Genomic DNA, 21,468 nt, shown 5'->3' with positions numbered 1-21,468 from the left:
AACTGCCTGCTTTGCTCCTGATTGTGCGCCATAGTCAGGAGCAAGCCCTTTCACTGTGCAACAATGTTCGTTTCATCCAATCCAATAAGCGAACGCATCAGCGTTTCCCTTGCAGAGGCCAGATGCGTGCGGCAGGCCACCTCGATCCGAGCGGCGTTGCGGCTCTCGAGCGCATCGATATAGGCGATGTGTTCATGCAGCGCGGCAAGGTTGCGCTGCTTTTCGTCCTGCTTGTTCCACTGATAATGGTAGTGAAAAATGAAGGTGATGATGTCGTAGAAATCATCGATGAAGCGGTTTGGTGACGCCTCGTTTATGAGCCGGTGAAACCGGTTGTCCAGGCCGGAGAAGTCGTGAAAGCGGCTTTCAACTCGTTCCAGCAGGTCGGCATGCGCCATCTTGAGCGCGGCGAGCTTCGACCATAGGGGAGAACTGTCAGGTTGCTGTGAAAACAGTTGTGCTGAACGCAGTTCGAACATCATCCGGATCTCGAACAATTCAAGTGCGAAGTCTTCGGTGAAGCCTTTGAAAAGCCAGCCTGTATTCGGTCTTTTTTCAATCAGTCCGAACCGGCTGAAGCGGATCAGGAACTCGCGAATTCCGTTCGTCGCAACATTGAATTGCCGCGCTAGCTCAAGCTCGTTGATGCTGGTTCCGGGCCTGGTGTCACCCCGCAGCATCCACTCCATGAATTGTTGTTCGACATGCTTGGCGCGAGTCGTTGTCTCGACGTCCGGATAGTAGTCGTTGTCGTCGACTGCGCGGCCTGTCGCCTTGAAGCCATCTCGCTCAGTAACGAGGTCGCGGTGAACAAGTTCTCGTAGAACCTTTCTGACGGTCGTGCGGCTGACGCACATTCGCCGTCTGAGCTCATTTTCCGAGGGAAGTTCACCGACCAGTTGTCCATCGCGCAGCATACTAGCGGCGCGGTTGAACGCCTTCTTGTAGACGGTATCGGTTCGCATTGGACCTCTCCCAAACAATACCTTGTTCTTTCTAACATGAACTTTATCCATAAAAAACAACTTGACCCAACCGTGCCAGTTGTTTTTTATCGATAAGAAGAGGACCTGAACACGATCTGAGTTTTTGACGACGCGGCTTGCATCAAGCCTCGGCGGGGAGGGGAGCTTTGCCTGAAACGGGAGACACCGGCACCACTGTCGGCGAGGCCGCATTGCCATCACCCAGGAAGCAAGAAGCCGTTCCCGGTCTTGCGCTTGGCCTTGTCCTGCTGAGCGCTGGTCCGGTCGTCATCCTGGCGTTGCTGATCGTCGTTCTCAGCTTTCTGTCCCCCTATTTCCTGACAGGGCGCAACCTCAGCAACATCCTCGCCCAGACCGCCGTCATCTCCGTTGTGGCGATGGGGCAGCATCTGGTCATCCTGACACGCGGTATCGATCTCTCCGTCGGCTCCAACGTCGCGCTGGCTTCCGTCGTCGGCGCGCTGAGCTTTCATGCCGGCGCCCCCGCCTTCGCTGTGATCGCGGTGATGATCGCCTCCGGTGCGGCGGTCGGCGCCATCAACGGGCTTTTCTACGTTTTCGGCCGGTTGCCGCATCCTTTCATCATCACACTGGCCACGTTGAGCATCGCCAAGGGATTGGCGCTCCGGCTGGCCGATGGGCGCGCCACCCTGGAATGCCAGATACCATCGATGCGCTTGGCCGCGAGGCGGTCTGGGGTTTGCCTGGATCGGTTTTCGTGGTCGCGGGCGTTGCCGCGGTCCTTTTCATCATGGCCAAAACGATGGTGTGGGGGCGCTGGATCTATGCCGTTGGCGGCCGACCGGATGCCGCCGTGCGCATGGGCATTCCCGTGTCCTGGGTCCTGGTTTCGGTCTATGTGATCTCTGGGCTGTGCGCCGGCATCGGCGCGGTCATCCTTGCCGGCCGTACCGACGCCGGTTCGCCCTTGTTCGGCAATCTGCTGGAACTGGATACGATCGCGGCGGTGATCATCGGCGGCGCCAGTTTTCTTGGCGGCCGCGGCCATCTTGGCCATGCCTTGATCGGCGCGCTCATGATTGGCGTTATCCGCAACGCGCTCAACCTGCTCAATGTCAACGTTTTTTTTCAACTGATCGTCATCGGCGTGGTCATCGTCATAGCGGTCGAGTCCGACGTGCTGCGCAACTATCTCGAAGGGCGTGTGCGTGTCATGCAAGCCGGGAGGCAGTCATGAGCGCCGTTGCAGTCAATGCCGATCACTATGTCACCGCCGACCATCCCGTGCTGGCGGTCCGCGGTGCCACCAAACGTTTCGGTTCGGTTCTGGCCCTGGATGATGTCAGCATCGAGGTGCGGCGAGGCGAGATCGTCGGCCTGCTCGGCGACAATGGCGCGGGCAAATCGACGCTGACCAAATGCATCAGCGGCGTGCACCAACTCGATGCCGGCGCGATTCTCCTGGACGGTGCGCCAACGCAGATACGCTCCCCTGCGGATGCGCGCTTCGCCGGCATCGAGACCGTCTATCAGGATCTCGCGTTGTTCGACAATCTGACGCCGGGACAGAATTTCTTTGCCGGTCGTGAGCTGGCTGGCCCGCAATGGCTTCCGCGCGGCCTGCGATTTCTTCAACAGCGCAAGATGGACGCCGAAACCCGCGTTCTGCTGGCAAATCTCAAGGTGACGCTGCCGCGGCTGGATGCCGTGGTCGCCATGATGTCGGGCGGACAAAGGCAGGCAATCGCCGTGGCGCGCTCGACTGTGTTTGCCCGCAAGGTCGTGATGCTCGATGAACCGACCGCCGCACTTGGCCTGCGTGAATCGCGGCAAGTGCTCAACCTGGTTGCCGCCCTGCGTGACCAGGGCAACGCCGTCATCCTGATAACCCACAACATGGAACATGTCGTCGAACTTGCCGATCGCGCCGTGGTGCTTCGCCAGGGCCGCAAGGTTGGTGAACTTGTGCCGACCAAGGACAATAAGCAGGAGCTGGTTTCCATGATCGTTGGAGCCTGATCCGTTCGAGATTTGGGGACCGTTCCGGTCCGCAAATGCCTGAAGCGACTTCCGCCGGAAGACGCCTCAATTCCAAGGGAGGAATGGAATGCCAATGAACCTAAAACTGTTCGCTGGGCTGGCGATCGCCGTTGCGTTTGCGATGCCGGCTTCGGCCGCCGACAAGATCAAGGTCGGTCTGATTACGAAATTCCCGGTGCCGTTCTACTCGACCATGGAGGATGCCGCCAAGAAATACGCGGCCGCTCATCCCGAGATCGAACTCGTCACCGGCCAGGGCCAGGCGGCTACCGACATCGAAGGCCAGATCGCCCTGATCGAGTCCATGATCACGCAAGGCGTCAAGGGTCTGGCGATCACTCCGGTCGATCCGACCGTTGCGCCGGCGCTCGACAAGGCGGTCGCTGCCGGCGTCAAGGTGGTTCTCGTCGACAACAGCATTCCTGACTGGAAAGGTCAGACAGCACTGGTTTCGACCAACAATCTCAACGGCGGCAAGATCGCCGGAGAGTACCTGAAGACCGTGCTCAAGAGCGGCGACAAGATCGGAATCCTGCAAGGCGTTCCCGGAGTGCCGGCTCTGGACGACCGCGTCACCGGCATGATGGAGGGCCTCGGCGAGGTCAAGGTCGAGGTCGTCGGCAAGGGTGCAACCAACTGCACGCTCGAACTTGGCACGTCAGTGACCGAAGACATCCTGACCGCCAATCCCGATCTCAAGGCGATCTACGCTGCCTGCGGCCCGCCAATCCCGGGCGCCGTCAAGTCGATCAGCAATGCCGGCATTGCCAACGACAAGATCATCCTGGTCGGCTTCGACGCCTGCTGCGGTGAGATCGAAGCGATCAAGTCGGGCGCGGAAGATGCCAGCGTTGCACAATTTCCGGCAAAAATGGGCGAGCTTGGCATCGACACCGTCGTCAAGGCGATCCGCGGGGAGGCGGTCGAGGCCAATGTGGATACCGGCGCCGGCCTCGTGACGCTGCAGAACGTCAAGGACTTCGAGTGAGCCACCGATGGTCCGGCGGATTACTCCGCCGGACCATTTTTCCATTGTCGGGCCAATACAACTTCCGTTAGCGAAGGGGTGAAATTACATCCATGGACCCCACCATCAAAGTCGTCCGATGCGCCGAGCCCGGCAAGCTGGTGTTCGAGGAGCAGCAGGCGCCAGGCAGTCCCCCGGAAGGCTGGGCCCTGGTCAATGTCGCCTATGTCGGAATATGCGGAACCGATTACCACATCTTCGAAGGCAGGCATCCTTATCTCGCCTATCCGCGCGTCATGGGCCATGAGTTTTCGGGAACGATCGCGGCAATCAACGCGCCTGCGGGCCTGTCGGTCGGACAGCAGGTCCTCATCAATCCTTATCTAGCCTGCGGAAATTGTTCGGCCTGTCGCCATGGCAAGCCGAACTGCTGCATCGCGATAGAAGTGCTTGGCGTGCACCGTGACGGTGCCATGAGTGAGCAGATTCTCGTGCCGGCGCAGAATCTCATATCGGCGGTCGGCCTGTCACCTGTCGAGGCGGCCACGGTCGAATTTCTGGCCATCGGTGCTCATGCGGTCCGCAGATCCATGGCCGGGCCGGGCAATCGAACCTTGGTCATCGGCGCCGGCCCGATCGGCCTTGGTGTCGCGCTTTTTGCCCGCATAGCGCGACAGAACGTGACCGTCATGGACGTCGATGCCGAGCGGCTGGCTTTTGCAGCAAAGCAAGGCTTCCTGGTGATCGACGGCTCAAAGGGATCGATCATTGAGACGATAGCGGAGCGAACCGCCAAAACAGGTTTCGATGTCGTCTTCGATGCAACCGGAAACAGCCGTTCGATGCAGTCTGCCTTTGCCTATGTTGCCCACGGCGGCGTCATGGTGATGGTCAGCGTCGTACAGGACGACATAACCTTCTCTGATCCAGAGTTTCACAAGCGGGAAATGATGCTGATCGGCAGTCGCAACGCGACGCAGGCCGACTTTCAGCACGTGATTGCCTCGATCCGTGATGGAAAAATACCAATCGACCAACTCGTCACCCACCGCACCACCCTGCGTGACAGCCCACGCGATATCGCGATCTGGGCGCTGCAGAAATCCGGTCTGATCAAGGCCGTCATCGACGTGGCGGCATCTGGTTGACTTTCCTTTGCCTCGGCGATCGTGACGATCATTGCGCTCAACGGCCATTTTTACCACACCGCCCTCGGCCGTGCCTTCCGCGCCACCTGGGACGACGCCGTGACGGCGGGGCTGATGGGGATAGAGCCGAAGCGGATTTTCGCCATCGCCACCGGGATCGCCATGGTCGTGGTGACGCTGGCGGCGCTCTATCTCGGCATGCGGGCGAACTTCGCCCCCTCGATCGGGCCGGCGCGGCTGATCTATGCCTTCGAGGCGGTGATCATCGGCGGCCTCGGCAGCCTATGGGGGACGCTTGCCGGCGGGATCATCATCGGCGTGGCGCGTTCTGTTACGAACGCATAGAGCGCAATGAGCCGTTCCTGGAAGAAGCCGTGATTTGAGATCGGCGAGCCGCCGACAAGCTCGGTGCGCGGATGTAAAGTGCTATACGCAATGCATAGGGCGGTGGTGTAGAATGATGTGGAACTCGGCGGGTCTGCTGCCCACCGACAGCTTGTGAACGAGGTGGAGAATTTGATGCGGAACACGATGCTGGGCTTCGCGGCACTTGCCCTGGCCGCGTGCCAATCGGCTCCTGAAGCGCCGCAATCAGCCGCTCTCGAACCTGCGTCCGGTCCTGTTGCTGTTCCTCCTCAACCTGCCGCCGCCGTTCCTCCTGGCTCCGCAATCATGGATCAATCCGTGACAATCACTCCCCCTGCGAAGGGCGTTCCAACAAAGTACGCCGCATTTTCGGGTATGTGGGTTGGACGATTGGAGGGGACGGATGAAGCCAAAGTCGCTGTGCAGACGATCTCTCCGAACGGCAAAGTGACGGTCACCTTTGCGTGGGGAATGCTGGGCGACAACAATCCGGGAGAGGCCGCCGGAGCAGGAAAAATTGTAGGGACTACGTTGAAGCTTGGGCGCCTCCCGAATGGTGCGGACGTCAGTTTTATGATGCTGCCCGACGGAACCCTGGCCGGAACCGTTATGCTTGCCGGCCAGACCTACACGGGCGTATTCATCAGGCAATGACCAAAAGCATCCAACCGGTCACATTGTGGAATTACGGTGACAGTGCACGTTTTGCCATGTTCGCCGGCTGCCGTTTTGTGCACCGTACTTGCTGTCCAAATCGCACGCGTTCTTCGCTTGCCAGCAGCTCATCGCCAAGGTCTTCAAGGTGAGATTACTACAAATGCCGATGTGATGCGGATATTGGCGAAGGCGCGCGGGGCCGATTAATCACAGCTTTTGTTGTCTTGAGGGCCTGCAACCGTTCGCCAGGTTCCGGTCGCCACAGCCAGTCAGGTGGAGTTGCCCTACAGCCGTGGAGATGAATATCCGGCAAACCGTCGCCTTTGGGGTTGCCAATGGCCGTGCTGACACGAAGCCGCATAAATACTTGGCTCCGTTGGGAGTTGCCTGGCTCCATCGTGTCAAAATGACTCCTATCCATACATCAATTACGGTGACAGTGCACTTTTTGCCATATTCGTCCGACCGCCATTATGCGTAGATTGCCCCCATGGCTCGCCTCGCTCGCATTGTCGTTCCCGGTCTGCCGCATCACGTAACCCAGCGGGGGAACGGGCGCGCCAAAGTGTTTTTCACGCCGCAAGACTATGCGCTCGAATTACGGTGACAGTGCACTTTTTGCCATATTCGTCCGACCGCCATTATGCGTAGATTGCCCCCATGGCTCGCCTCGCTCGCATTGTCGTTCCCGGTCTGCCGCATCACGTAACCCAGCGGGGTAACGGGCGCGCCAAAGTGTTTTTCACGCCGCAAGACTATGCGCTCTACAAAAACCTCCTGGTCGAGCATTGCCGCGTCGCCGATGTCGGCATCTGGGCGTGGTGCCTGATGCCGAACCACGTACACCTCATCCTGACGCCGGCCGATCCGGATGGGCTGCGGCGCGCGCTCGCCAAGGTGCACCGCGCCTATGCGGGGACCATTCACGCGCGGCAAAAGAAAACCGGGCATTTCTGGCAGGGTCGCTTCGGCACTGTTGCCATGGACGAGGATCATCTCTTGTCGGCAGTGCGTTATGTGGGGCTGAACCCTGTACGCGCGAGGTTGGTCAAGCAGGCCGCAGACTGGCCCTGGTCAAGCGCTCGGGCGCATCTGACGGATGAACCCGACGGCGTTACGGATCTGGGGCCGATGAAGGACCGGTTGCCGTCGTCGACTGGGCTGTTCGATCTGCTCGAGACGGATGTCGCGGCTTTCGACGCATTGCGTAAGGCCGAGAGCATCGGTCGCCCGGTGGGCAGTGAGGCATTTCTGGATCGGATTGCCGGGCAACTTGGAAAAGCCGTAAGGCCGGGAAAGCGAGGCAGGCGGCGAAAAGAAAATAGTGCACTGTCACCGTAATTCCCGTAATTCGCGCTGACGCTAAGCCGCATGAATACTTGGTTCTGTTGAGAGTTTTCTGGCTCCATCGTGCCGAAATAAATCCTATCCATACATGTACAATATATAAAATTGTAAATTAGATTCTTCTTATGAATAGGCGAGGATTAGCTTGTCCGTTTCTTCGCGGGCTCTTAACAGGCCGTCACGGGTGTGTTACCAATTTTTGCTTCCGGGGGTAGCGCGGGCGATCATCGCCCTCAAACCCAGAAAAGCGGCGGAGAGTTTCATGTCGGGCGCCACGCTTGGCATTGCCGATCCTAGGCGTGCCGACGTTGGGCAGGTTGCGATTTCCAGTTCATCGCCGCCTGATGCCTGAACTGGAATGCACTTGAACGCGATGCAGCAGCCCCGTCCATCAGAGCCGCCGCGAACGACCCTCGCGGCGGTTCTGGCTTCGTTTCGCCGCGTTTTTTCTGGCATCGGGCTGATGAGCGGCGTGGTCAACATCCTGGCGCTGACCGGCTCGTTCTTCATGCTGCAGGTCTATGATCGCGTCATTCCCGGCCGCAGCGTGCCGACGCTTGTCGGGCTTGTCGTGTTTGCCGGCACGCTGTTCGTCTTTCAGGGCGTGCTCGAACTCATCCGGTCGCGTCTGCTCGTGCGCATCGGCATGGCACTCGACGCGCGCATGAGCGGCCAGGTCTATGCCGCCCTTATGCGCCTGCCTTTGCGCACCAAACTGGCGGGCGATGGGTTGCAGTCCCTGCGCGATCTCGATCAGGTCCGGTCATTTCTGTCGAGCGTCGGCCCAACGGCCCTTTTCGACCTGCCGTGGATGCCGCTCTACCTCGGCATATGTTTCCTCTTCCATTTCTGGATCGGCATGACGGCGCTGGCCGGCGCGGTCATACTCTTCGGCCTGACCTTGTTTGCCGAGGCCCGCACACGCGAGCCCGCCAAAAAAGCCAACAGCCAGGCGGCCGCCCGCAACACGCTTGCGGAGGCGACGCGCCGCAATGTGGAGGTGCTGCAGGCGATGGGCTTCGGCTCACGCATTGCCGAGCGCTGGTCTGATATCAACGCCGACTATCTCAGCACCAATGCGAAAGCCAGCGATCTGGCCGGCACCTTGGGAACGGTCTCGAAGATCCTGCGCATGATGCTGCAGTCGGGCATACTGGCGATCGGCGCCTGGCTCGTCATCCATCAGGAAGCGACAGGCGGCATCATGATCGCCAGCTCGATCATGATGGGCCGGGCGCTGGCGCCGATAGAACTGGCGATCGCGCACTGGAAAGGTTTCGTCAATGCCCGCCAGGCCTGGGCCCGGCTGACTCAGTTGTTGGCCCTGCTTCCCGAAACCGCAACCAGTGTCGACCTGCCGGCGCCGACATCTGCTCTTGCGGTCGAAGGCATCAGCGTCACGCCGCCGGGGGAACGCCGCGTTGTCGTCCAGGACGCCAACTTTGCGCTGGAGAAGGGCGCTGGGCTCGGCATCGTCGGCCCGAGCGCTTCGGGCAAGTCGTCGCTGGTCCGCGCGATTGCCGGGATATGGCTCCCCATGCGTGGAACCGTTAGGCTGGACGGAGCAACGCTCGACCAGTGGTCGCCGGAAGAGCTCGGCACTCATATCGGCTATCTGCCGCAGGATGTACAGCTGTTCGACGGCACCATCGCCGAAAACATCGCGCGTTTCGAACCTCAGGCGGCTTCGGACAAGATACTGGCAGCGGCCCGGGCGGCGGGCGTTCACGACCTCGTCGTGCATTTGGCGGAGGGCTACGAAACGCGGATCGGCGAGGCCGGGTCGGCGCTATCGGCAGGCCAGCGGCAAAGGGTGGCGCTGGCGCGGGCTCTTTATGGCGATCCTTTCCTGGTCATTCTCGACGAGCCGAATTCCAACCTCGATGCCGAAGGCGAGGCCGCGTTGACGGAAGCGATCCAGGGGGTTCGCGCGCGCGGCGGCATCGCCGTGGTCGTGGCGCACCGCCCGAGCGCGCTCGCAAGCCTCGACCAGGTTCTGGTGATGGCCAACGGCCGCGTCCAGGCGTTTGGCCCGAAGAATGAAGTCTTGAACAAGGTCACACGGCCGGCCGGCGTTCCCTTGAAGGTCGTGCCCGCACCTGAAGAGAATGTATCCTGATGACCGTGACCCCCACCATCGATCGGACCATTCGGCGCTATCTGCTTGGCGGCGTGGCCGCCTGCATCCTTCTCGTCGGCGGCGCCGGCAGTCTGGCGGCGGTCACGGAGCTTTCCGGCGCCGTGATCGCGTCGGGAAAGATGGTCGTCGATTCCAGCGTCAAGAAGGTTCAGCATCCCACCGGTGGCGTGGTCGGCGATATTCTGGCGCGCGAAGGCGATGCCGTGAAATCCGGTCAGGTCCTGATCCGTCTCGACGAAACCGTCACCCGCGCCAACCTCGCCATCGTCACCAAGGGACTTGACGAATTCGAGGCTCGGCTGGCCCGTCTCGAAGCCGAACGGGATGACCACAATGACATCGCCTTCCCAACCGCGCTGACCTCGCGGCGGGATGACACCGCCGTTGCGCGCGCCATGGCTGGCGAACAGTCGCTGTTCGAGTTTCGCCGGCAGGCTCGCACCGGGCAGAAGGCTCAGTTGGAGGAACGCATCGCGCAGCTTGCCGAAGAGGCCTCGGGGCTCACCGAACAACGGGAGGCCAAGAGCCAGGAAATAAAACTGATCGGCACCGAACTCGACAGCATCCGCAGACTCTGGCTCAAGAAGCTTGTCTCGATCGACCGCATGACGGCGCTGGAGCGTGACGCGGTTCGACTCGATGGCGAACACGGGCAACTGACCGCATCGATTGCGCAAGCGAAAGGCCGGATCGCCGAGACCCGGTTGCAGATCATCCAGGTCGACCAGGATCTGCGCAGCGAGGTTGCAGCCGAGCTTCGCGATGTCCAGGGGAAAATATCCGAGTTCGTCGAACGCAAGGTGTCAGCCGAAGACCAGCTCAAACGCATCGATATTCGCAGTCCGCAGGATGGCGTGGTTCACCAGCTTGCCGTTCATACGGTCGGCGGCGTCATTTCGCCGGGTGAGGTGATCATGCTCGTGGTGCCGGTGGCCGACGATCTGACCGTCGAGGCCCGCATCGCGCCGCAGGACATCGATCAGCTCTCGCTCGGTCAGGACGTGACACTGAAGCTCTCGGCGTTCAATCAGCGCGTGACACCGGAACTGAATGGCAGCGTCAGCGAAATCTCCGCCGATCTCAGCGTCGACGAGCGAAGCGGCGCGGCCTTTTACACGGTTCGCGTCAGCCTGCCGCGCACGGAGCTGAAAAAACTGAAAAGTCTGACCCTGGCGCCGGGCATGCCCGTCGAAGCGTTCTTCTCGACCGGCAGCCGCACCATGCTGTCCTACCTTGTAAAGCCGCTGGCCGATCAGATACAGCGGGCTTTCAGGGAAGAGTGAGCCCGGCGGCTGGAAGGCTGCTGCGCTCTGATGGCGCGCCAGGGCGCGAAGGTGACGCTGGTGACGCCGTCGGCCTATGTGTCCGACTGGACCCCCAACACGCTGGAGCAGGGCGCCATTCACCGCCGGCTGGCCGAACTCGGCGTCGAGATCGTGCTGAACCGGACCGTGACGCGCATCGCGGCGGGCGGTGTTGCCACGGCCTGCGCCTATACGGGCAGCCAACGTGACATCGCCGCGGATGCCGTGGTGCTGGTGACGTCGCGCCAACAGGACGACGGCGTCTGGCACGAGCTGAAGGCGCGGCGGGACGAATGGGCCGACAGCGGCATCCGCTCGATCAAGGTCATCGGCGACGCTGTGGCGCCGGACCCGATCGCCTAAAGCGCGTCGCGTCGAAACGGATTCATGCGACGCGCTTTAAGTCATTGTTTCTATGCATGAAGCCGATATCGGCGACGCACTGCCCTTTCGCCGGGAAGTCACGGCGCTGGCTGTGGAGTAGGCGCCTGCGCCGCGATCAGCGAATGTCGGGCTTGTTCAATCATACCGCATTGCACAATTCCTTGGCTTGGTCACAATACAGGCATGGTCCGAACTTCTCTCGCCGTCCTGGTGATCGACGAAAACCGCATCCGCGCCGCAATCATCGAGGCGGGGTTGCGCGAGGCCGGCCATGAGCGGGTCACCGTCATCCATGACGTGGCTGGCATTGCGCGGCGGATCGCCGAGATCGAGCCCGACGTCATCGTCATCGATCTCGAAAATCCGAACCGCGACATGCTGGAAAACATGTTCCAGCTTTCGCGCGCGGTGAAACGGCCGATCGCCATGTTCGTCGACCGCTCCGACCAGGCTTCCATCGAGGCGGCGGTCGATGCCGGCGTGTCCGCCTATGTCGTCGACGGTCTGCGGCAGGAGCGCGTCAAGCCGATCCTCGACATGGCGGTCAGCCGCTTCAACGCTTTTTCGCGCATGGCGCGCGAGCTGGAAGAGGCGCGCAGCGAGCTCGAGAGCCGCAAGGTCATCGATCGCGCCAAGGGCATCCTGATGAAGTCGCGTGGCCTCTCCGAAGAGGCCGCCTACACGCTGCTGCGCAAGACAGCGATGAACCAGAACCGCAAGATCAGCGACATCGCCCAGAGCCTGGTGACCGCCGCCGGGCTGCTGGGACCGGCGGAGGACGAATGAGCATGGGCGCCGCGCACCAGATCACCGCCGGCTTCATGCCGCTTTTCGACAGCGCCGTGCTGGTCGCGGCCGGCGAGCTTGGCTTCGCCGCGCGCGAAGGCATCGAGCTTACGCTGCACCGCGAGACGTCCTGGGCCAACGTCCGCGACCGCATCGCCATCGGCCACTTCCATCTCGCGCACATGCTGGGACCGATGCCGCTCGCCTGCAATCTTGGGCTGACGCCGCTCGCCTCGGAAACCATCGTGCCGTTCTCGCTCGGGCTCGGCGGCAATTGCGTCACCATCTCCAACGCCGCGTGGGAAGGGATGGCGGCGCATGGCGCCGTGGCCGACCTCGATCCGGCGCGCGCCGGTGCCGCCCTTGGCGCGCTCATCCGCGAGCGGGCGGCGGCCGGCCGCGACCCGCTGCGCTTTGCCGTCGTGCATCCCCATTCCGGGCACAATTACGAACTGCGCTACTGGCTCGCCGCCTGCGGCATCGATCCAGAGCGGCAGATCGAGATCGTCATCGTGCCTCCGCCCTTCATGGCCGACGCGCTGGCCGCCGGCCGGATCGACGGGTACTGCGTCGGCGAACCCTGGAACAGCGCTTCGGTCGCCGCCGGCACCGGCCATATCGTCACCGTCAAGGCGCAGATATGGCGCAACAGCCCGGAGAAGGTGATCGGCGTGCGCAAGGCGTGGGCTGACGAAAACCCGGAGGCACTGGCCGCGCTCCTGCGCGCGCTGCATCACTCGGCGCGCTGGTGCCAGGATCCGGCCAACCATGGCGAATTGGCCGCTGTGATGGCGCAGCCCGGCATCCTTGGCCTGCCGCCGGCCGTCCAGATGCCGATCCTGACCGGACATCTCCAATTGGGCGGCGGGGCGGAGCTGGATATCGACGACTTCTTCGTGCCCTTCGACAAGGCGGCGAACTTTCCGTGGAAGAGCCATGCGCTGTGGTACTACACGCAGATGGTGCGCTGGGGGCACGTGGCGCACACGCCTGACAATCTCGCCATTGCTCGCGACTGCTACCGGCCCGACCTCTACCGCTCGGCGCTGAAGCCGCTTGGTGTCGCACTTCCCGGCGCCAATTCGAAAGTCGAGGGCGCGCTGCGCCTGGCCACCGCGGTCGGCGCGACAGGGGCCGGCCTGGTGCTCGGCCCAGATGGTTTCTTCGACGGCCAGATCTTCGACCCTGACGAGATCGACGCCTACATTGCCGGCCAGAAATCGGCCCTGGCACGGTTCCTGCTTTGAAATAGACAGGCCCTTCGCGGGTCACGGAACAGGCGTCCAATGGCGGGCGCCACAGGCAAAGCTGCCGCTCAGGTTAATGCGCTCCCGGTCACCCGGAGGCGTAGACCTGGCCGGCGGCTTTTTTGTTTTGATCAACACGCAATCGACGACGCGGATCCCGAACCGCGCCCAACCGGAGACGACGATGACGAAACGGATCAGGACTGGCGCATGCGAAGGACAAGCGCCCGACCGAGATATCGGGCGGCATGAAGCAGCGCGTCGGCATTGCCCGGGCGCTGGCCATGGAGCCGAAGATCCTGCTGCTCGACGAACCGTTCGGCGCGCTCGACGCGCTGACTCGCGCCCATCTGCAGGATGCGGTGATGGACATCCATTCCAGGCTCGGCTCGACGACGCTCATGATCACCCATGATGTCGACGAGGCGGTGCTGCTCTCCGACCGCATCGTCATGATGACCAACGGTCCGGCGGCGACCATCGGCGAGGTGCTTGCCGTGCCGCTCGCCCGGCCGCGCCGCCGCGTCGAACTCTCTTCCGACCGCACCTTCCTGCGCTGCCGCGAGGCGGTGCTGAAGTTCCTCTACGAACGCCACCGCTTCGTCGAAGCCGCTGAGTAAGGCCATGACGGAAAAACGCGTCATCATCGGCAATGGCAATCTGCATCGGCAATGGGCAATCTGCCGCATTGCACAAATATTATGCTGCCGTGCAAGGCATTCTGACTAATCTTTGATCCCCTGCAGGACGTGGTCAAAAGTCGCGCGGCTGCGGTTCACATTGATTTCATTCGATAATCCAGAGCGCTGTCGAATTGGCACGCTTCCTGCTTTTCAAGATGTAGGTCCGCAAGGGCCAAGTGACACGGCGTCCAATGGTGGGCGCCACAGGCAAAGCTGCTGCTCAGGTCAATACGCGATCCCGGATGGACGGGCGCGCGAAGACCTGGCTGGCGGCTTTTTTGTTTTGACGCAATCGACGGCGCTGGTCCCACGCGGCGCCCAACCGGAGACGACGAATGACGAAACGGATCGGAACTGGCGCGTCCCACTCGGACTTCATGCGTCGCGATTTTCTGGCCAGCAGCGCGCTGACGGCGGCGCTGTTCGCCGCGGCACTCCTGCTGTTTCCCGTCGGCGCCAAGACCGAAAGCAGGGACCTAACCGTGGCGGCACCGGTCTCGGTGCACGCAGCGATGCCGCGTCGCTGATTCACCACAAAACATCCGCGGTGCCTCCCACGCCGCAAACCGGAGCCAGACATTGACCGCAAATCTCCCAGCCGCGCCCAGCCAGGACAGTGCGCCCCGGCAAGCGCTTGTGATGTCCACCATCGCTTTCACCGTCTGTTTCGCGGTGTGGACGATCTTTTCAATCATCGGCGTCCGCATAAAGCAGGAACTCGGGCTGAACGAGACGGAATTCGGCCTGCTCGTCGGCACGCCAATCCTCACCGGTTCGCTCGTGCGCATGATGCTGGGTGTCTGGACCGACCGTTTTGGCGGACGGCTGGTCTACACCGCGACCATGCTTGCGGCCGCGGCCGCGACCTTCCTGCTGGCTTTTGCGCACACCTACGGGCAGATGCTGATCGCCGCGCTCGGTGTCGGGCTCGCCGGCGGTTCCTTCGCCGTCGGTGTCGCCTATGTTTCGCGCTTCTTCCCCGCCGGCAAACAGGGGACTGCTCTGGGCATTTTCGGCGTCGGCAATGTCGGGGCCGCGGTCACCAAGTTCCTGGCGCCGTTCGTGCTTCTCTCCTGGGGCTGGCAGTCGGTCGCGCTGATCTGGGCGGCAGCACTCATCGTCATGGCTGCCGTCTTCTGGTTCACGACCGGCGACGATCCGGTCATCCGCGAGCGCCGCGCCGGCAAGGCTGCGCCCGCGAGAAGCTTCTGGCAGGAATTCGCGCCGCTCAAGAACCTGCAGGTCTGGCGCTTCGCGTTCTACTATTTCTTCGCCTTTGGTGCGTTCGTCGCACTGTCGCTGTGGCTGCCCCGCTATCTGATCGGCGTCTACGGCTTCGGGCTTGCGACCGCCGGCATGATCGGCGCGGCCTATTCGATCCCGGCAAGTATTTTCCGCGCCTATGGCGGCGTGCTTTCCGACCGGATCGGCGCCCGCACCGTGCTCTACTGGACCTTCGCTGTCAGTGCCGTCGCGACTCTCGTTCTGTCTCTCCCCTCGGCAGACTACGTCGTGCGCGGTATCAGCGGGCCGATCGCCTTCCATTTCGAGATCGGCCCGCTCGCCTTCATAGCCGTTGCCTGCGTGCTCGGCTTCTTCATGAGCCTTGGCAAGGCCGCCGTCTACAAGCACATCCCGGCTTACTATCCGCAGAGCGTCGGCGCGGTCGGCGGCGTTGTCGGCATGATTGGCGGGCTCGGCGGCTTTATCCTGCCAATCGCCTTCGGCGCGCTCAACGACCTCACCGGCGTCTGGTCGAGCTGCTTCATGCTGCTCTTCGTCATCGTCGCCACCTGCTTTGCCTGGATGCATTTTTCCATCCGGCGGATGGAGCGCACGGCGTCTGCCGAAGCTTCAGCCCTTTCCTACGCGGCTGAGTGAGACCGGAGTGGATCAGAACATGACAGAGAAACTCGTCATCATCGGCAACGGCATGGCCCCCGGGCGCATGCTGGAGCATCTCCTGGAAAAGGCGCCTGGGCGCTACCAGGTCACCATCTTCAACGCCGAGCCGCGCGTGAACTACGACCGCATCATGCTGTCGCCGGTTCTGTCGGGCGAAAAGGCCTATGAGGAGATCATCATCCATGGCGACGGCTGGTACATCAAGCACGGCATCACCCTCTACAAGGGCCACAAGATCGTTGCCATCGACCGGCAGGCAAAGACCGTCACCTCCGATCATGGCGTGACCGAGCCTTACGACAAGCTGGTCATCGCCACTGGCTCGGTGCCGTTCATCATCCCGGTGCCGGGCCACAATTTGCCGGGCGTGCTCACCTATCGCGATCTGGACGACGTCCGGGCCATGATGCTTGCCGCCCAGTCGCGGGCCAAGGCTGTGGTCATTGGCGGCGGCCTGCTCGGGCTCGAGGCCGCGGCCGGCCTCAACGCGCAAGGCATGGACGTCACCGTGCTGCATGTCATGCCGACGCTGATGGAGCGCCAGCTCGATCCCGCCGCCGGCTACCTCCTGAAGCGCGCGGTTGAAGAACGCGGCATCAAGGTCATCACCAAGGCCAACACCCAGGCGATCACTGGCAACGGCAAGGTCGAGCAGGTGGAGCTTGCCGACGGAACTATCATTCCGGCGACGCTGGTGGTCATGGCGGTCGGCATCCGGCCGAACGCCGCAATCGCCAAGGAAGCCGGCATTGCCGTCAATCGCGGCATCGTCGTCGATGCCGGCATGCGCAGCAACGATCCCGACATCTATGCGCTCGGTGAGTGCGCCGAGGTCAGTGGCCAGGTCTATGGCCTGGTTGCACCGCTCTATGAGATGGCGCGCGTCACTGCCAGCCAACTGGCCGGCGACGAGGCTGCTGCCTTCGTCCATTCGGACACGCCGACCAAGCTCAAGGTCACAGGGATCGAGCTGTTCTCGCTCGGCGATTTCGCTGATGGCGACGACCGCCAGGAAATCGTGCTGCGCGATGCGTCGGCCGGTGTCTACAAGCGGCTGGTGCTGAAGGACGACCGCATCATCGGCACCGTACTCTATGGCGAGACGGCCGACGGCGCCTGGTTCAACGACCTCAAGAAGAAGCAGACCGACATATCGGTGATGCGCGACACGCTTATCTTCGGCCAGTCATACCAGGGGGGTGCCCCCCTGGACCCTATGGCGGCCGTTGCAGCCTTGCCGGATGATGCGGAAATCTGCGGCTGCAACGGCGTTTGCAAGGGAAAGATCACTGGCGCGATTACGGGGAAGGGGCTGACGTCGCTGGACGATGTGCGCGCTCATACCAAGGCGTCCGCCTCCTGCGGCTCCTGCACGGGCCTGGTCGAGAAGCTGATGGTGCTGACCCTCGGCGACACGTACAACCCCGCCGCCGTGCAGCCGATGTGCTCCTGCACCACCCTCGGCCATGACGAGGTGCGCCGGCTGATCAAGGCCAAGGGCCTGAAGACCATTCCCGCCGTCATGCAGGAACTGGAATGGACGACCTCTTGCGGCTGCGCCAAATGCCGGCCGGCGCTCAACTACTATCTCGTCTGCGATTGGCCGGACGACTATGCCGACGACTACCAGTCGCGCTTCATCAACGAGCGCGTCCACGCCAACATCCAGAAGGACGGCACCTATTCGGTGGTGCCGCGCATGTGGGGCGGCGTCACCAATGCCGCCGAACTGCGCGCCATCGCCGACGTCGTCGACAAGTTCGAGATCCCGATGGTCAAGGTCACCGGCGGCCAACGCATCGACATGCTCGGTATCCGCAAGGAGGACCTGCCGGCGGTGTGGGCCGATCTCGGCCAGGCCGGCTTCGTCTCCGGCCATGCCTATGCCAAGGGCCTGCGCACCGTGAAGACCTGCGTCGGCTCCGACTGGTGCCGCTTCGGCACGCAGGATTCGACGGGGTTTGGCGTCCGCATCGAAAAATTCATGTGGGGCTCGTGGACGCCGGCCAAGGTCAAGATGGCGGTGTCGGGCTGCCCGAGGAACTGCGCCGAGGCGACCTGCAAGGATGTCGGCGTCATCTGCGTGGACAGCGGCTACGAGATCCATTTCGCCGGGGCGGCCGGCCTCGACATCAAGGGCACCGAGGTGCTGGGCCTGGTCAGGACCGAGGACGAGGCGTTGGAGCATATCGTGGCGCTGACGCAGATGTATCGCGAGCAGGGCCGCTATCTCGAGCGCATCTACAAATGGGCCAAGCGCATCGGCATCCCCGAGATCAAGCGCCAGATCATGGACGATGGCGACAAGCGCAGGGCCTATTACGAGCGCTTCGTCTTCAGCCAGAAATTCGCCCAGGTCGATCCGTGGTCGGAACGCGTTTCAGGCAAGGACAAGCACGAATTCCGGCCGATGGCCTCGGTCGGGTTTGCGCAGGCGGCGGAGTGAGCGTGTGTTCCCGAAAAGTGGAAACCGGTTTTCGGTCATGAACACGCGCAAAAAGGAAATCTAGATGAACTGGGTATCAATCGGCTCCATCTCTGACATCCCCTGCCGCGGCGCGCGCTGCGTCGCCACGCCCGAGGGGAAAATCGCCGTCTTCCGCACCGCCGACGATCAGGTCTACGCCATCGACGATCATTGCCCGCACAAGGGCGGACCGCTCAGCCAGGGCATCGTGCACGGCACTGCGGTGACCTGTCCCTTGCACAATTGGGTGATTTCGCTGGAGACGGGCAAAGCGCTCGGCGCCGACGAGGGCGCGGTGCGCACCATTCCGGTGCGGGTCGAAGGCGAGCGTCTGTTCATTGCGCTGGAAGCGCTGGCCAGCCGCGCGGCCTGAACCATGGAGATCGGCGAAGCGCGCGAGGTGAGGACCACCTGCCCCTATTGCGGGGTGGGTTGCGGCGTGCTGGCGAAGGTCGCCGCGGACGGGCAAGTGTCCGTCCGCGGCGATCCCGACCATCCGGCCAATTTCGGCCGGCTGTGCTCCAAGGGCTCGGCACTGGCCGAGACCATCGATCTCGACGGCAGGCTGCTTCATCCGGAGATCCACGGCCGCCGCTCCGGCTGGGACGAGGCGCTCGACCTCGTCGCAACGACCTTCTCGCAAACTATCGCCGAGAACGGCCCGGATGCGGTCGCCTTCTATGTCTCCGGCCAGTTGCTGACCGAGGACTATTACGTCGCCAACAAGCTGATGAAGGGCTTTGTCGGCTCGGCCAACATCGACACCAATTCGCGCCTCTGCATGGCCTCCACGGTTGCCGGCCACCGCCGCGCCTTCGGCTCCGACACCGTGCCGGGAACCTATGACGACCTGGAGCTTGCCGATCTCATCGTGCTGGTCGGCTCCAACCTCGCCTGGTGCCATCCCGTGCTCTACCAGCGCATCGCGGCGGCCCGGGAAAAGCGGCCGGAGATGAAGATCGTGCTGGTCGACCCGCGCCGCACCATGACCGCTGACATCGCCGATATGCATCTGGCGATCGCGCCGGATGGCGACGTCGCCCTGTTCACCGGCCTGCTCGCCTATCTCGGCCAGCACAATGCGCTCGACCGCGCCTACATCACGACGCACACGACCGGCTTCGGGCAAGCGCTTTTCGCTGCATCCGCGCTCGACCTGGCCGGCGTCGCCGCCGCCACGGGCCTGAGCGAGGACGAACTTGGCCGCTTCTACGGCCTGTTCGCGGCGACGGCGAAGACGGTGACCGTCTACAGCCAGGGGGTGAACCAGTCGTCTTCGGGCACCGACAAGGTCAACGCCATCATCAACTGCCATCTGGCCACCGGCCGCATCGGCAAGCCAGGGGCAGGGCCGTTCTCCGTGACCGGCCAGCCCAACGCCATGGGCGGGCGCGAGGTCGGCGGCATGGCCAACATGCTGGCCGCTCACATGGAGATCGAAAACCCCGACCATCGCGACCGTGTGCAGCGCTTCTGGGACGCGCCGACTGTGGCCGAAAAAACCGGCCTGAAGGCGGTCGAGATGTTCCAGGCGGTGGCCGACGGCCGCATCAAGGCGCTGTGGATCATGGCCACCAACCCGGCCGATTCGATGCCGGACGCCGGCGCCGTCGAGGCGGCGATCAAGGCGTGCCCGTTCGTCGTGGCGTCGGACGTGCTGGCCCAGACCGACACCGTCCGCCACGCCCATGTCCGGCTGCCCGCCGCCGCCTGGGGCGAGAAGGACGGCACCGTCACCAATTCCGAACGCCGCCTCTCACGCCAGCGCGCTTTTTTGCCCGTGCCCGGCGAGGCGCTGCCCGACTGGCGGATTGTCGCCGAGGTGGGCAAGCGGATGGGGTTTGGCGAGGCGTTTTCCTATGAGGCGCCGGCCGAGGTTTTCGCCGAACACGCGGCGCTGTCGGGGTTCGAGAATGACGGCGCGCGGGATTTCGATATTGGTGCTTATGCCGGAGTTGATGCGGAGGGGTATGAGGCGCTTGAGTCGTTCCAGTGGCCGGCGCCGAGCAGCACGACTGGGCTCCAACCCACCCGCTTCTTCGCCAACGGCGGCTATTTCACACCCGACCGCAAGGCGCGCTTCGTCGCCATCCGGCCCACCACGGAAGTCCGCACCAGTCCCGACTATCCGCTGATCCTCAACACCGGTCGTATCCGCGACCAATGGCACACCATGACTCGGACGGGGAAAAGCCCGCGGCTTTCCCAGCATATCGCCGAGCCCTTCGTTGAAATCCATCCGGCGGATGCGCTGCGCTTCGGCATCGGCGACGCCGACATCGTGCGCGTTTCCAGCCCGCGCGGCGACGTGCTGGTGCGCGCGCTGGTGACGGCGCGCCAGCGCCAGGGCAGCCTGTTTGCACCGATGCACTGGACCGATCAGTTTTCGGCAAAGGGCCGGCTCGACACGCTGACCGCGCCGCTGACCGATCCCATTTCCGGTCAGCCGGCGCTGAAACATGTCGCCGCCCGCATCGAGAAATTCGCCGCAAAGGCCTTCGGCTTCGCGGTGACGCGGCAGCGGCCGGAGCCGGTTGGCGCGACTTACTGGGCCGTTGCCAAATGCAAGGGCGGCTGGCGGGTCGAGCTTGCCTTTGCTGATGACGACATCGACTGGGCCGGCTTTGCCGGCTCACTGTTCGGCGCGTCGCCGGGCGCCGAAATCCTCGCCTATCATGACCGCGACGCCGGCCAGCATCGCATCGCCACCTTCGACGGCGATCAACTGTCTGGGGCCTTGTTCGTGGCCCCCGGCCCGGTCGCCGTGTCGCGCGGCTGGGCGGCGGAACAGTTGAGTGCCGAACATGTCGATCGCCGCGCCAGGTTGGCTATCGTGGCCGGACGGCCGGGCGGGATCGACCTCGATCGCGGCGCCATCGTCTGCTCCTGCTTCGGCGTCGGCGCCAACCAGATCGCGGAAGCGGTGCGCCGCGGCTGCGGCAGCGTCGGGGCCATCGGCGCGGCCCTGCATGCCGGCACGAATTGCGGCTCCTGCCGCGCCGAGATCAGGGTCATCATCGACGCACAGAGTCTTCAAGCAGCCGAGTGATTGTCTGACCAGGGGCCCGCGCGACGGCGCT

Annotated in this window: 18 protein-coding genes and 3 pseudogenes; 19 read left to right on the top strand and 2 right to left on the bottom strand. The window is 63.0% G+C overall.

The window, feature by feature from the left end; genetic code table 11:
- Positions 1 to 50: 50 nt before the first annotated feature.
- Positions 51 to 965 carry a GntR family transcriptional regulator gene (locus ASD99_RS21210; RefSeq protein WP_056591078.1) on the bottom strand — a complete coding sequence of 305 codons (915 nt, stop codon included), beginning with the start codon at positions 963 to 965 and terminating at the stop codon, positions 51 to 53.
- Positions 966 to 1,183: 218 nt separating this feature from the next.
- Positions 1,184 to 1,375 carry a hypothetical protein gene (locus ASD99_RS35515; RefSeq protein ID WP_413813944.1) on the bottom strand — a complete coding sequence of 64 codons (192 nt, stop codon included), beginning with the start codon at positions 1,373 to 1,375 and terminating at the stop codon, positions 1,184 to 1,186.
- Here ASD99_RS35515 and ASD99_RS35510 point away from each other — a divergent pair.
- The 19 genes and pseudogenes from ASD99_RS35510 to ASD99_RS21120 form a co-directional block, all read left to right on the top strand.
- Positions 1,364 to 1,564 (top strand): annotated as a pseudogene (locus ASD99_RS35510) (ABC transporter permease); the annotation flags it as partial. The gene ASD99_RS35515 and the pseudogene ASD99_RS35510 sit on opposite strands and share 12 nt — an antisense overlap.
- A 77-nt stretch (positions 1,565 to 1,641) precedes the next feature.
- The gene (locus tag ASD99_RS34890; protein ID WP_244497841.1) at positions 1,642 to 2,184 is read left to right on the top strand and encodes an ABC transporter permease; all 543 of its coding nucleotides are present in this window, start codon (positions 1,642 to 1,644) and stop codon (positions 2,182 to 2,184) included.
- Positions 2,181 to 2,966 carry an ATP-binding cassette domain-containing protein gene (locus ASD99_RS21200; protein WP_057144771.1) on the top strand — a complete coding sequence of 262 codons (786 nt, stop codon included), beginning with the start codon at positions 2,181 to 2,183 and terminating at the stop codon, positions 2,964 to 2,966. Before ASD99_RS34890 ends, ASD99_RS21200 begins: the two co-directional genes overlap by 4 nt.
- A 142-nt stretch (positions 2,967 to 3,108) precedes the next feature.
- A complete protein-coding gene (locus ASD99_RS21195) occupies positions 3,109 to 3,975 on the top strand; it encodes a sugar ABC transporter substrate-binding protein (RefSeq protein ID WP_413813947.1) in 867 nt (288 codons plus the stop codon).
- A 104-nt stretch (positions 3,976 to 4,079) separates the two neighbouring features.
- Positions 4,080 to 5,102, top strand: coding sequence for a zinc-binding alcohol dehydrogenase family protein (locus ASD99_RS21190; RefSeq protein ID WP_057144926.1), 1,023 nt, complete (start codon positions 4,080 to 4,082; stop codon positions 5,100 to 5,102).
- Positions 5,103 to 5,435: pseudogene (locus ASD99_RS21185) on the top strand (ABC transporter permease subunit); the annotation flags it as partial.
- Between the two features lie 186 nt (positions 5,436 to 5,621).
- Positions 5,622 to 6,122: a hypothetical protein gene (locus ASD99_RS34885; RefSeq protein ID WP_156389040.1), complete on the top strand. Its 501-nt coding sequence runs from the start codon at positions 5,622 to 5,624 to the stop codon at positions 6,120 to 6,122.
- Between the two features lie 663 nt (positions 6,123 to 6,785).
- Positions 6,786 to 7,466 carry a transposase gene (locus ASD99_RS21175; RefSeq protein WP_057144769.1) on the top strand — a complete coding sequence of 227 codons (681 nt, stop codon included), beginning with the start codon at positions 6,786 to 6,788 and terminating at the stop codon, positions 7,464 to 7,466.
- A gap of 379 nt (positions 7,467 to 7,845) precedes the next feature.
- On the top strand, positions 7,846 to 9,591 hold the full coding sequence (locus ASD99_RS21170; protein ID WP_057144924.1) for a type I secretion system permease/ATPase: 1,746 nt from the start codon (positions 7,846 to 7,848) through the stop codon (positions 9,589 to 9,591).
- Positions 9,591 to 10,895 carry an HlyD family type I secretion periplasmic adaptor subunit gene (locus tag ASD99_RS21165; RefSeq protein WP_056591093.1) on the top strand — a complete coding sequence of 435 codons (1,305 nt, stop codon included), beginning with the start codon at positions 9,591 to 9,593 and terminating at the stop codon, positions 10,893 to 10,895. Before ASD99_RS21170 ends, ASD99_RS21165 begins: the two co-directional genes overlap by 1 nt.
- A gap of 30 nt (positions 10,896 to 10,925) precedes the next feature.
- Positions 10,926 to 11,279 carry a hypothetical protein gene (locus ASD99_RS21160; protein WP_057144768.1) on the top strand — a complete coding sequence of 118 codons (354 nt, stop codon included), beginning with the start codon at positions 10,926 to 10,928 and terminating at the stop codon, positions 11,277 to 11,279.
- Positions 11,280 to 11,483: 204 nt separating this feature from the next.
- On the top strand, positions 11,484 to 12,086 hold the full coding sequence (locus tag ASD99_RS21155; RefSeq protein ID WP_057144767.1) for an ANTAR domain-containing response regulator: 603 nt from the start codon (positions 11,484 to 11,486) through the stop codon (positions 12,084 to 12,086).
- Between the two features lie 2 nt (positions 12,087 to 12,088).
- Positions 12,089 to 13,333, top strand: a complete 1,245-nt coding sequence (locus ASD99_RS21150) for a CmpA/NrtA family ABC transporter substrate-binding protein (RefSeq protein ID WP_057144766.1) — start codon at positions 12,089 to 12,091, stop codon at positions 13,331 to 13,333.
- A 203-nt stretch (positions 13,334 to 13,536) separates the two neighbouring features.
- A pseudogene (locus ASD99_RS21145) lies at positions 13,537 to 13,953 on the top strand (ABC transporter ATP-binding protein); the annotation flags it as partial.
- A gap of 398 nt (positions 13,954 to 14,351) precedes the next feature.
- Positions 14,352 to 14,543: a hypothetical protein gene (locus tag ASD99_RS21140; protein WP_057144765.1), complete on the top strand. Its 192-nt coding sequence runs from the start codon at positions 14,352 to 14,354 to the stop codon at positions 14,541 to 14,543.
- Between the two features lie 112 nt (positions 14,544 to 14,655).
- Positions 14,656 to 15,897: an MFS transporter gene (locus ASD99_RS21135; RefSeq protein ID WP_413813946.1), complete on the top strand. Its 1,242-nt coding sequence runs from the start codon at positions 14,656 to 14,658 to the stop codon at positions 15,895 to 15,897.
- Positions 15,898 to 15,916: 19 nt separating this feature from the next.
- On the top strand, positions 15,917 to 18,367 hold the full coding sequence (gene nirB, locus ASD99_RS21130; RefSeq protein ID WP_057144923.1) for a nitrite reductase large subunit NirB: 2,451 nt from the start codon (positions 15,917 to 15,919) through the stop codon (positions 18,365 to 18,367).
- A gap of 64 nt (positions 18,368 to 18,431) precedes the next feature.
- A complete protein-coding gene (gene nirD, locus ASD99_RS21125; RefSeq protein WP_056591111.1) occupies positions 18,432 to 18,761 on the top strand; it encodes a nitrite reductase small subunit NirD in 330 nt (109 codons plus the stop codon).
- A 3-nt stretch (positions 18,762 to 18,764) separates the two neighbouring features.
- The gene (locus ASD99_RS21120; RefSeq protein ID WP_057144764.1) at positions 18,765 to 21,437 is read left to right on the top strand and encodes a nitrate reductase; all 2,673 of its coding nucleotides are present in this window, start codon (positions 18,765 to 18,767) and stop codon (positions 21,435 to 21,437) included.
- Positions 21,438 to 21,468 lie beyond the last annotated feature (31 nt).

The organism is Mesorhizobium sp. Root695, from assembly GCF_001428185.1.
Lineage (GTDB): Bacteria > Pseudomonadota > Alphaproteobacteria > Rhizobiales > Rhizobiaceae > Mesorhizobium.
This window is presented reverse-complemented; position numbering and strand designations above follow the sequence as displayed.

Bases quoted from the DNA above. Each gene is read 5' to 3' on its own strand.
- ASD99_RS21210 (WP_056591078.1), bottom strand. From the start codon at position 965: ATGCGAACCGATACCGTCTACAAGAAGGCGTTCAACCGCGCCGCTAGT.
- ASD99_RS35515 (WP_413813944.1), bottom strand. From the start codon at position 1,375: ATGCTGCCCCATCGCCACAACGGAGATGACGGCGGTCTGGGCGAGGAT.
- ASD99_RS34890 (WP_244497841.1), top strand. From the start codon at position 1,642: ATGCCAGATACCATCGATGCGCTTGGCCGCGAGGCGGTCTGGGGTTTG.
- ASD99_RS21200 (WP_057144771.1), top strand. From the start codon at position 2,181: ATGAGCGCCGTTGCAGTCAATGCCGATCACTATGTCACCGCCGACCAT.
- ASD99_RS21195 (WP_413813947.1), top strand. From the start codon at position 3,109: ATGCCGGCTTCGGCCGCCGACAAGATCAAGGTCGGTCTGATTACGAAA.
- ASD99_RS34885 (WP_156389040.1), top strand. From the start codon at position 5,622: ATGCGGAACACGATGCTGGGCTTCGCGGCACTTGCCCTGGCCGCGTGC.
- ASD99_RS21175 (WP_057144769.1), top strand. From the start codon at position 6,786: ATGGCTCGCCTCGCTCGCATTGTCGTTCCCGGTCTGCCGCATCACGTA.
- ASD99_RS21170 (WP_057144924.1), top strand. From the start codon at position 7,846: ATGCAGCAGCCCCGTCCATCAGAGCCGCCGCGAACGACCCTCGCGGCG.
- ASD99_RS21165 (WP_056591093.1), top strand. From the start codon at position 9,591: ATGACCGTGACCCCCACCATCGATCGGACCATTCGGCGCTATCTGCTT.
- ASD99_RS21160 (WP_057144768.1), top strand. From the start codon at position 10,926: ATGGCGCGCCAGGGCGCGAAGGTGACGCTGGTGACGCCGTCGGCCTAT.
- ASD99_RS21155 (WP_057144767.1), top strand. From the start codon at position 11,484: ATGGTCCGAACTTCTCTCGCCGTCCTGGTGATCGACGAAAACCGCATC.
- ASD99_RS21150 (WP_057144766.1), top strand. From the start codon at position 12,089: ATGGGCGCCGCGCACCAGATCACCGCCGGCTTCATGCCGCTTTTCGAC.
- ASD99_RS21140 (WP_057144765.1), top strand. From the start codon at position 14,352: ATGACGAAACGGATCGGAACTGGCGCGTCCCACTCGGACTTCATGCGT.
- ASD99_RS21135 (WP_413813946.1), top strand. From the start codon at position 14,656: ATGTCCACCATCGCTTTCACCGTCTGTTTCGCGGTGTGGACGATCTTT.
- nirB (WP_057144923.1), top strand. From the start codon at position 15,917: ATGACAGAGAAACTCGTCATCATCGGCAACGGCATGGCCCCCGGGCGC.
- nirD (WP_056591111.1), top strand. From the start codon at position 18,432: ATGAACTGGGTATCAATCGGCTCCATCTCTGACATCCCCTGCCGCGGC.
- ASD99_RS21120 (WP_057144764.1), top strand. From the start codon at position 18,765: ATGGAGATCGGCGAAGCGCGCGAGGTGAGGACCACCTGCCCCTATTGC.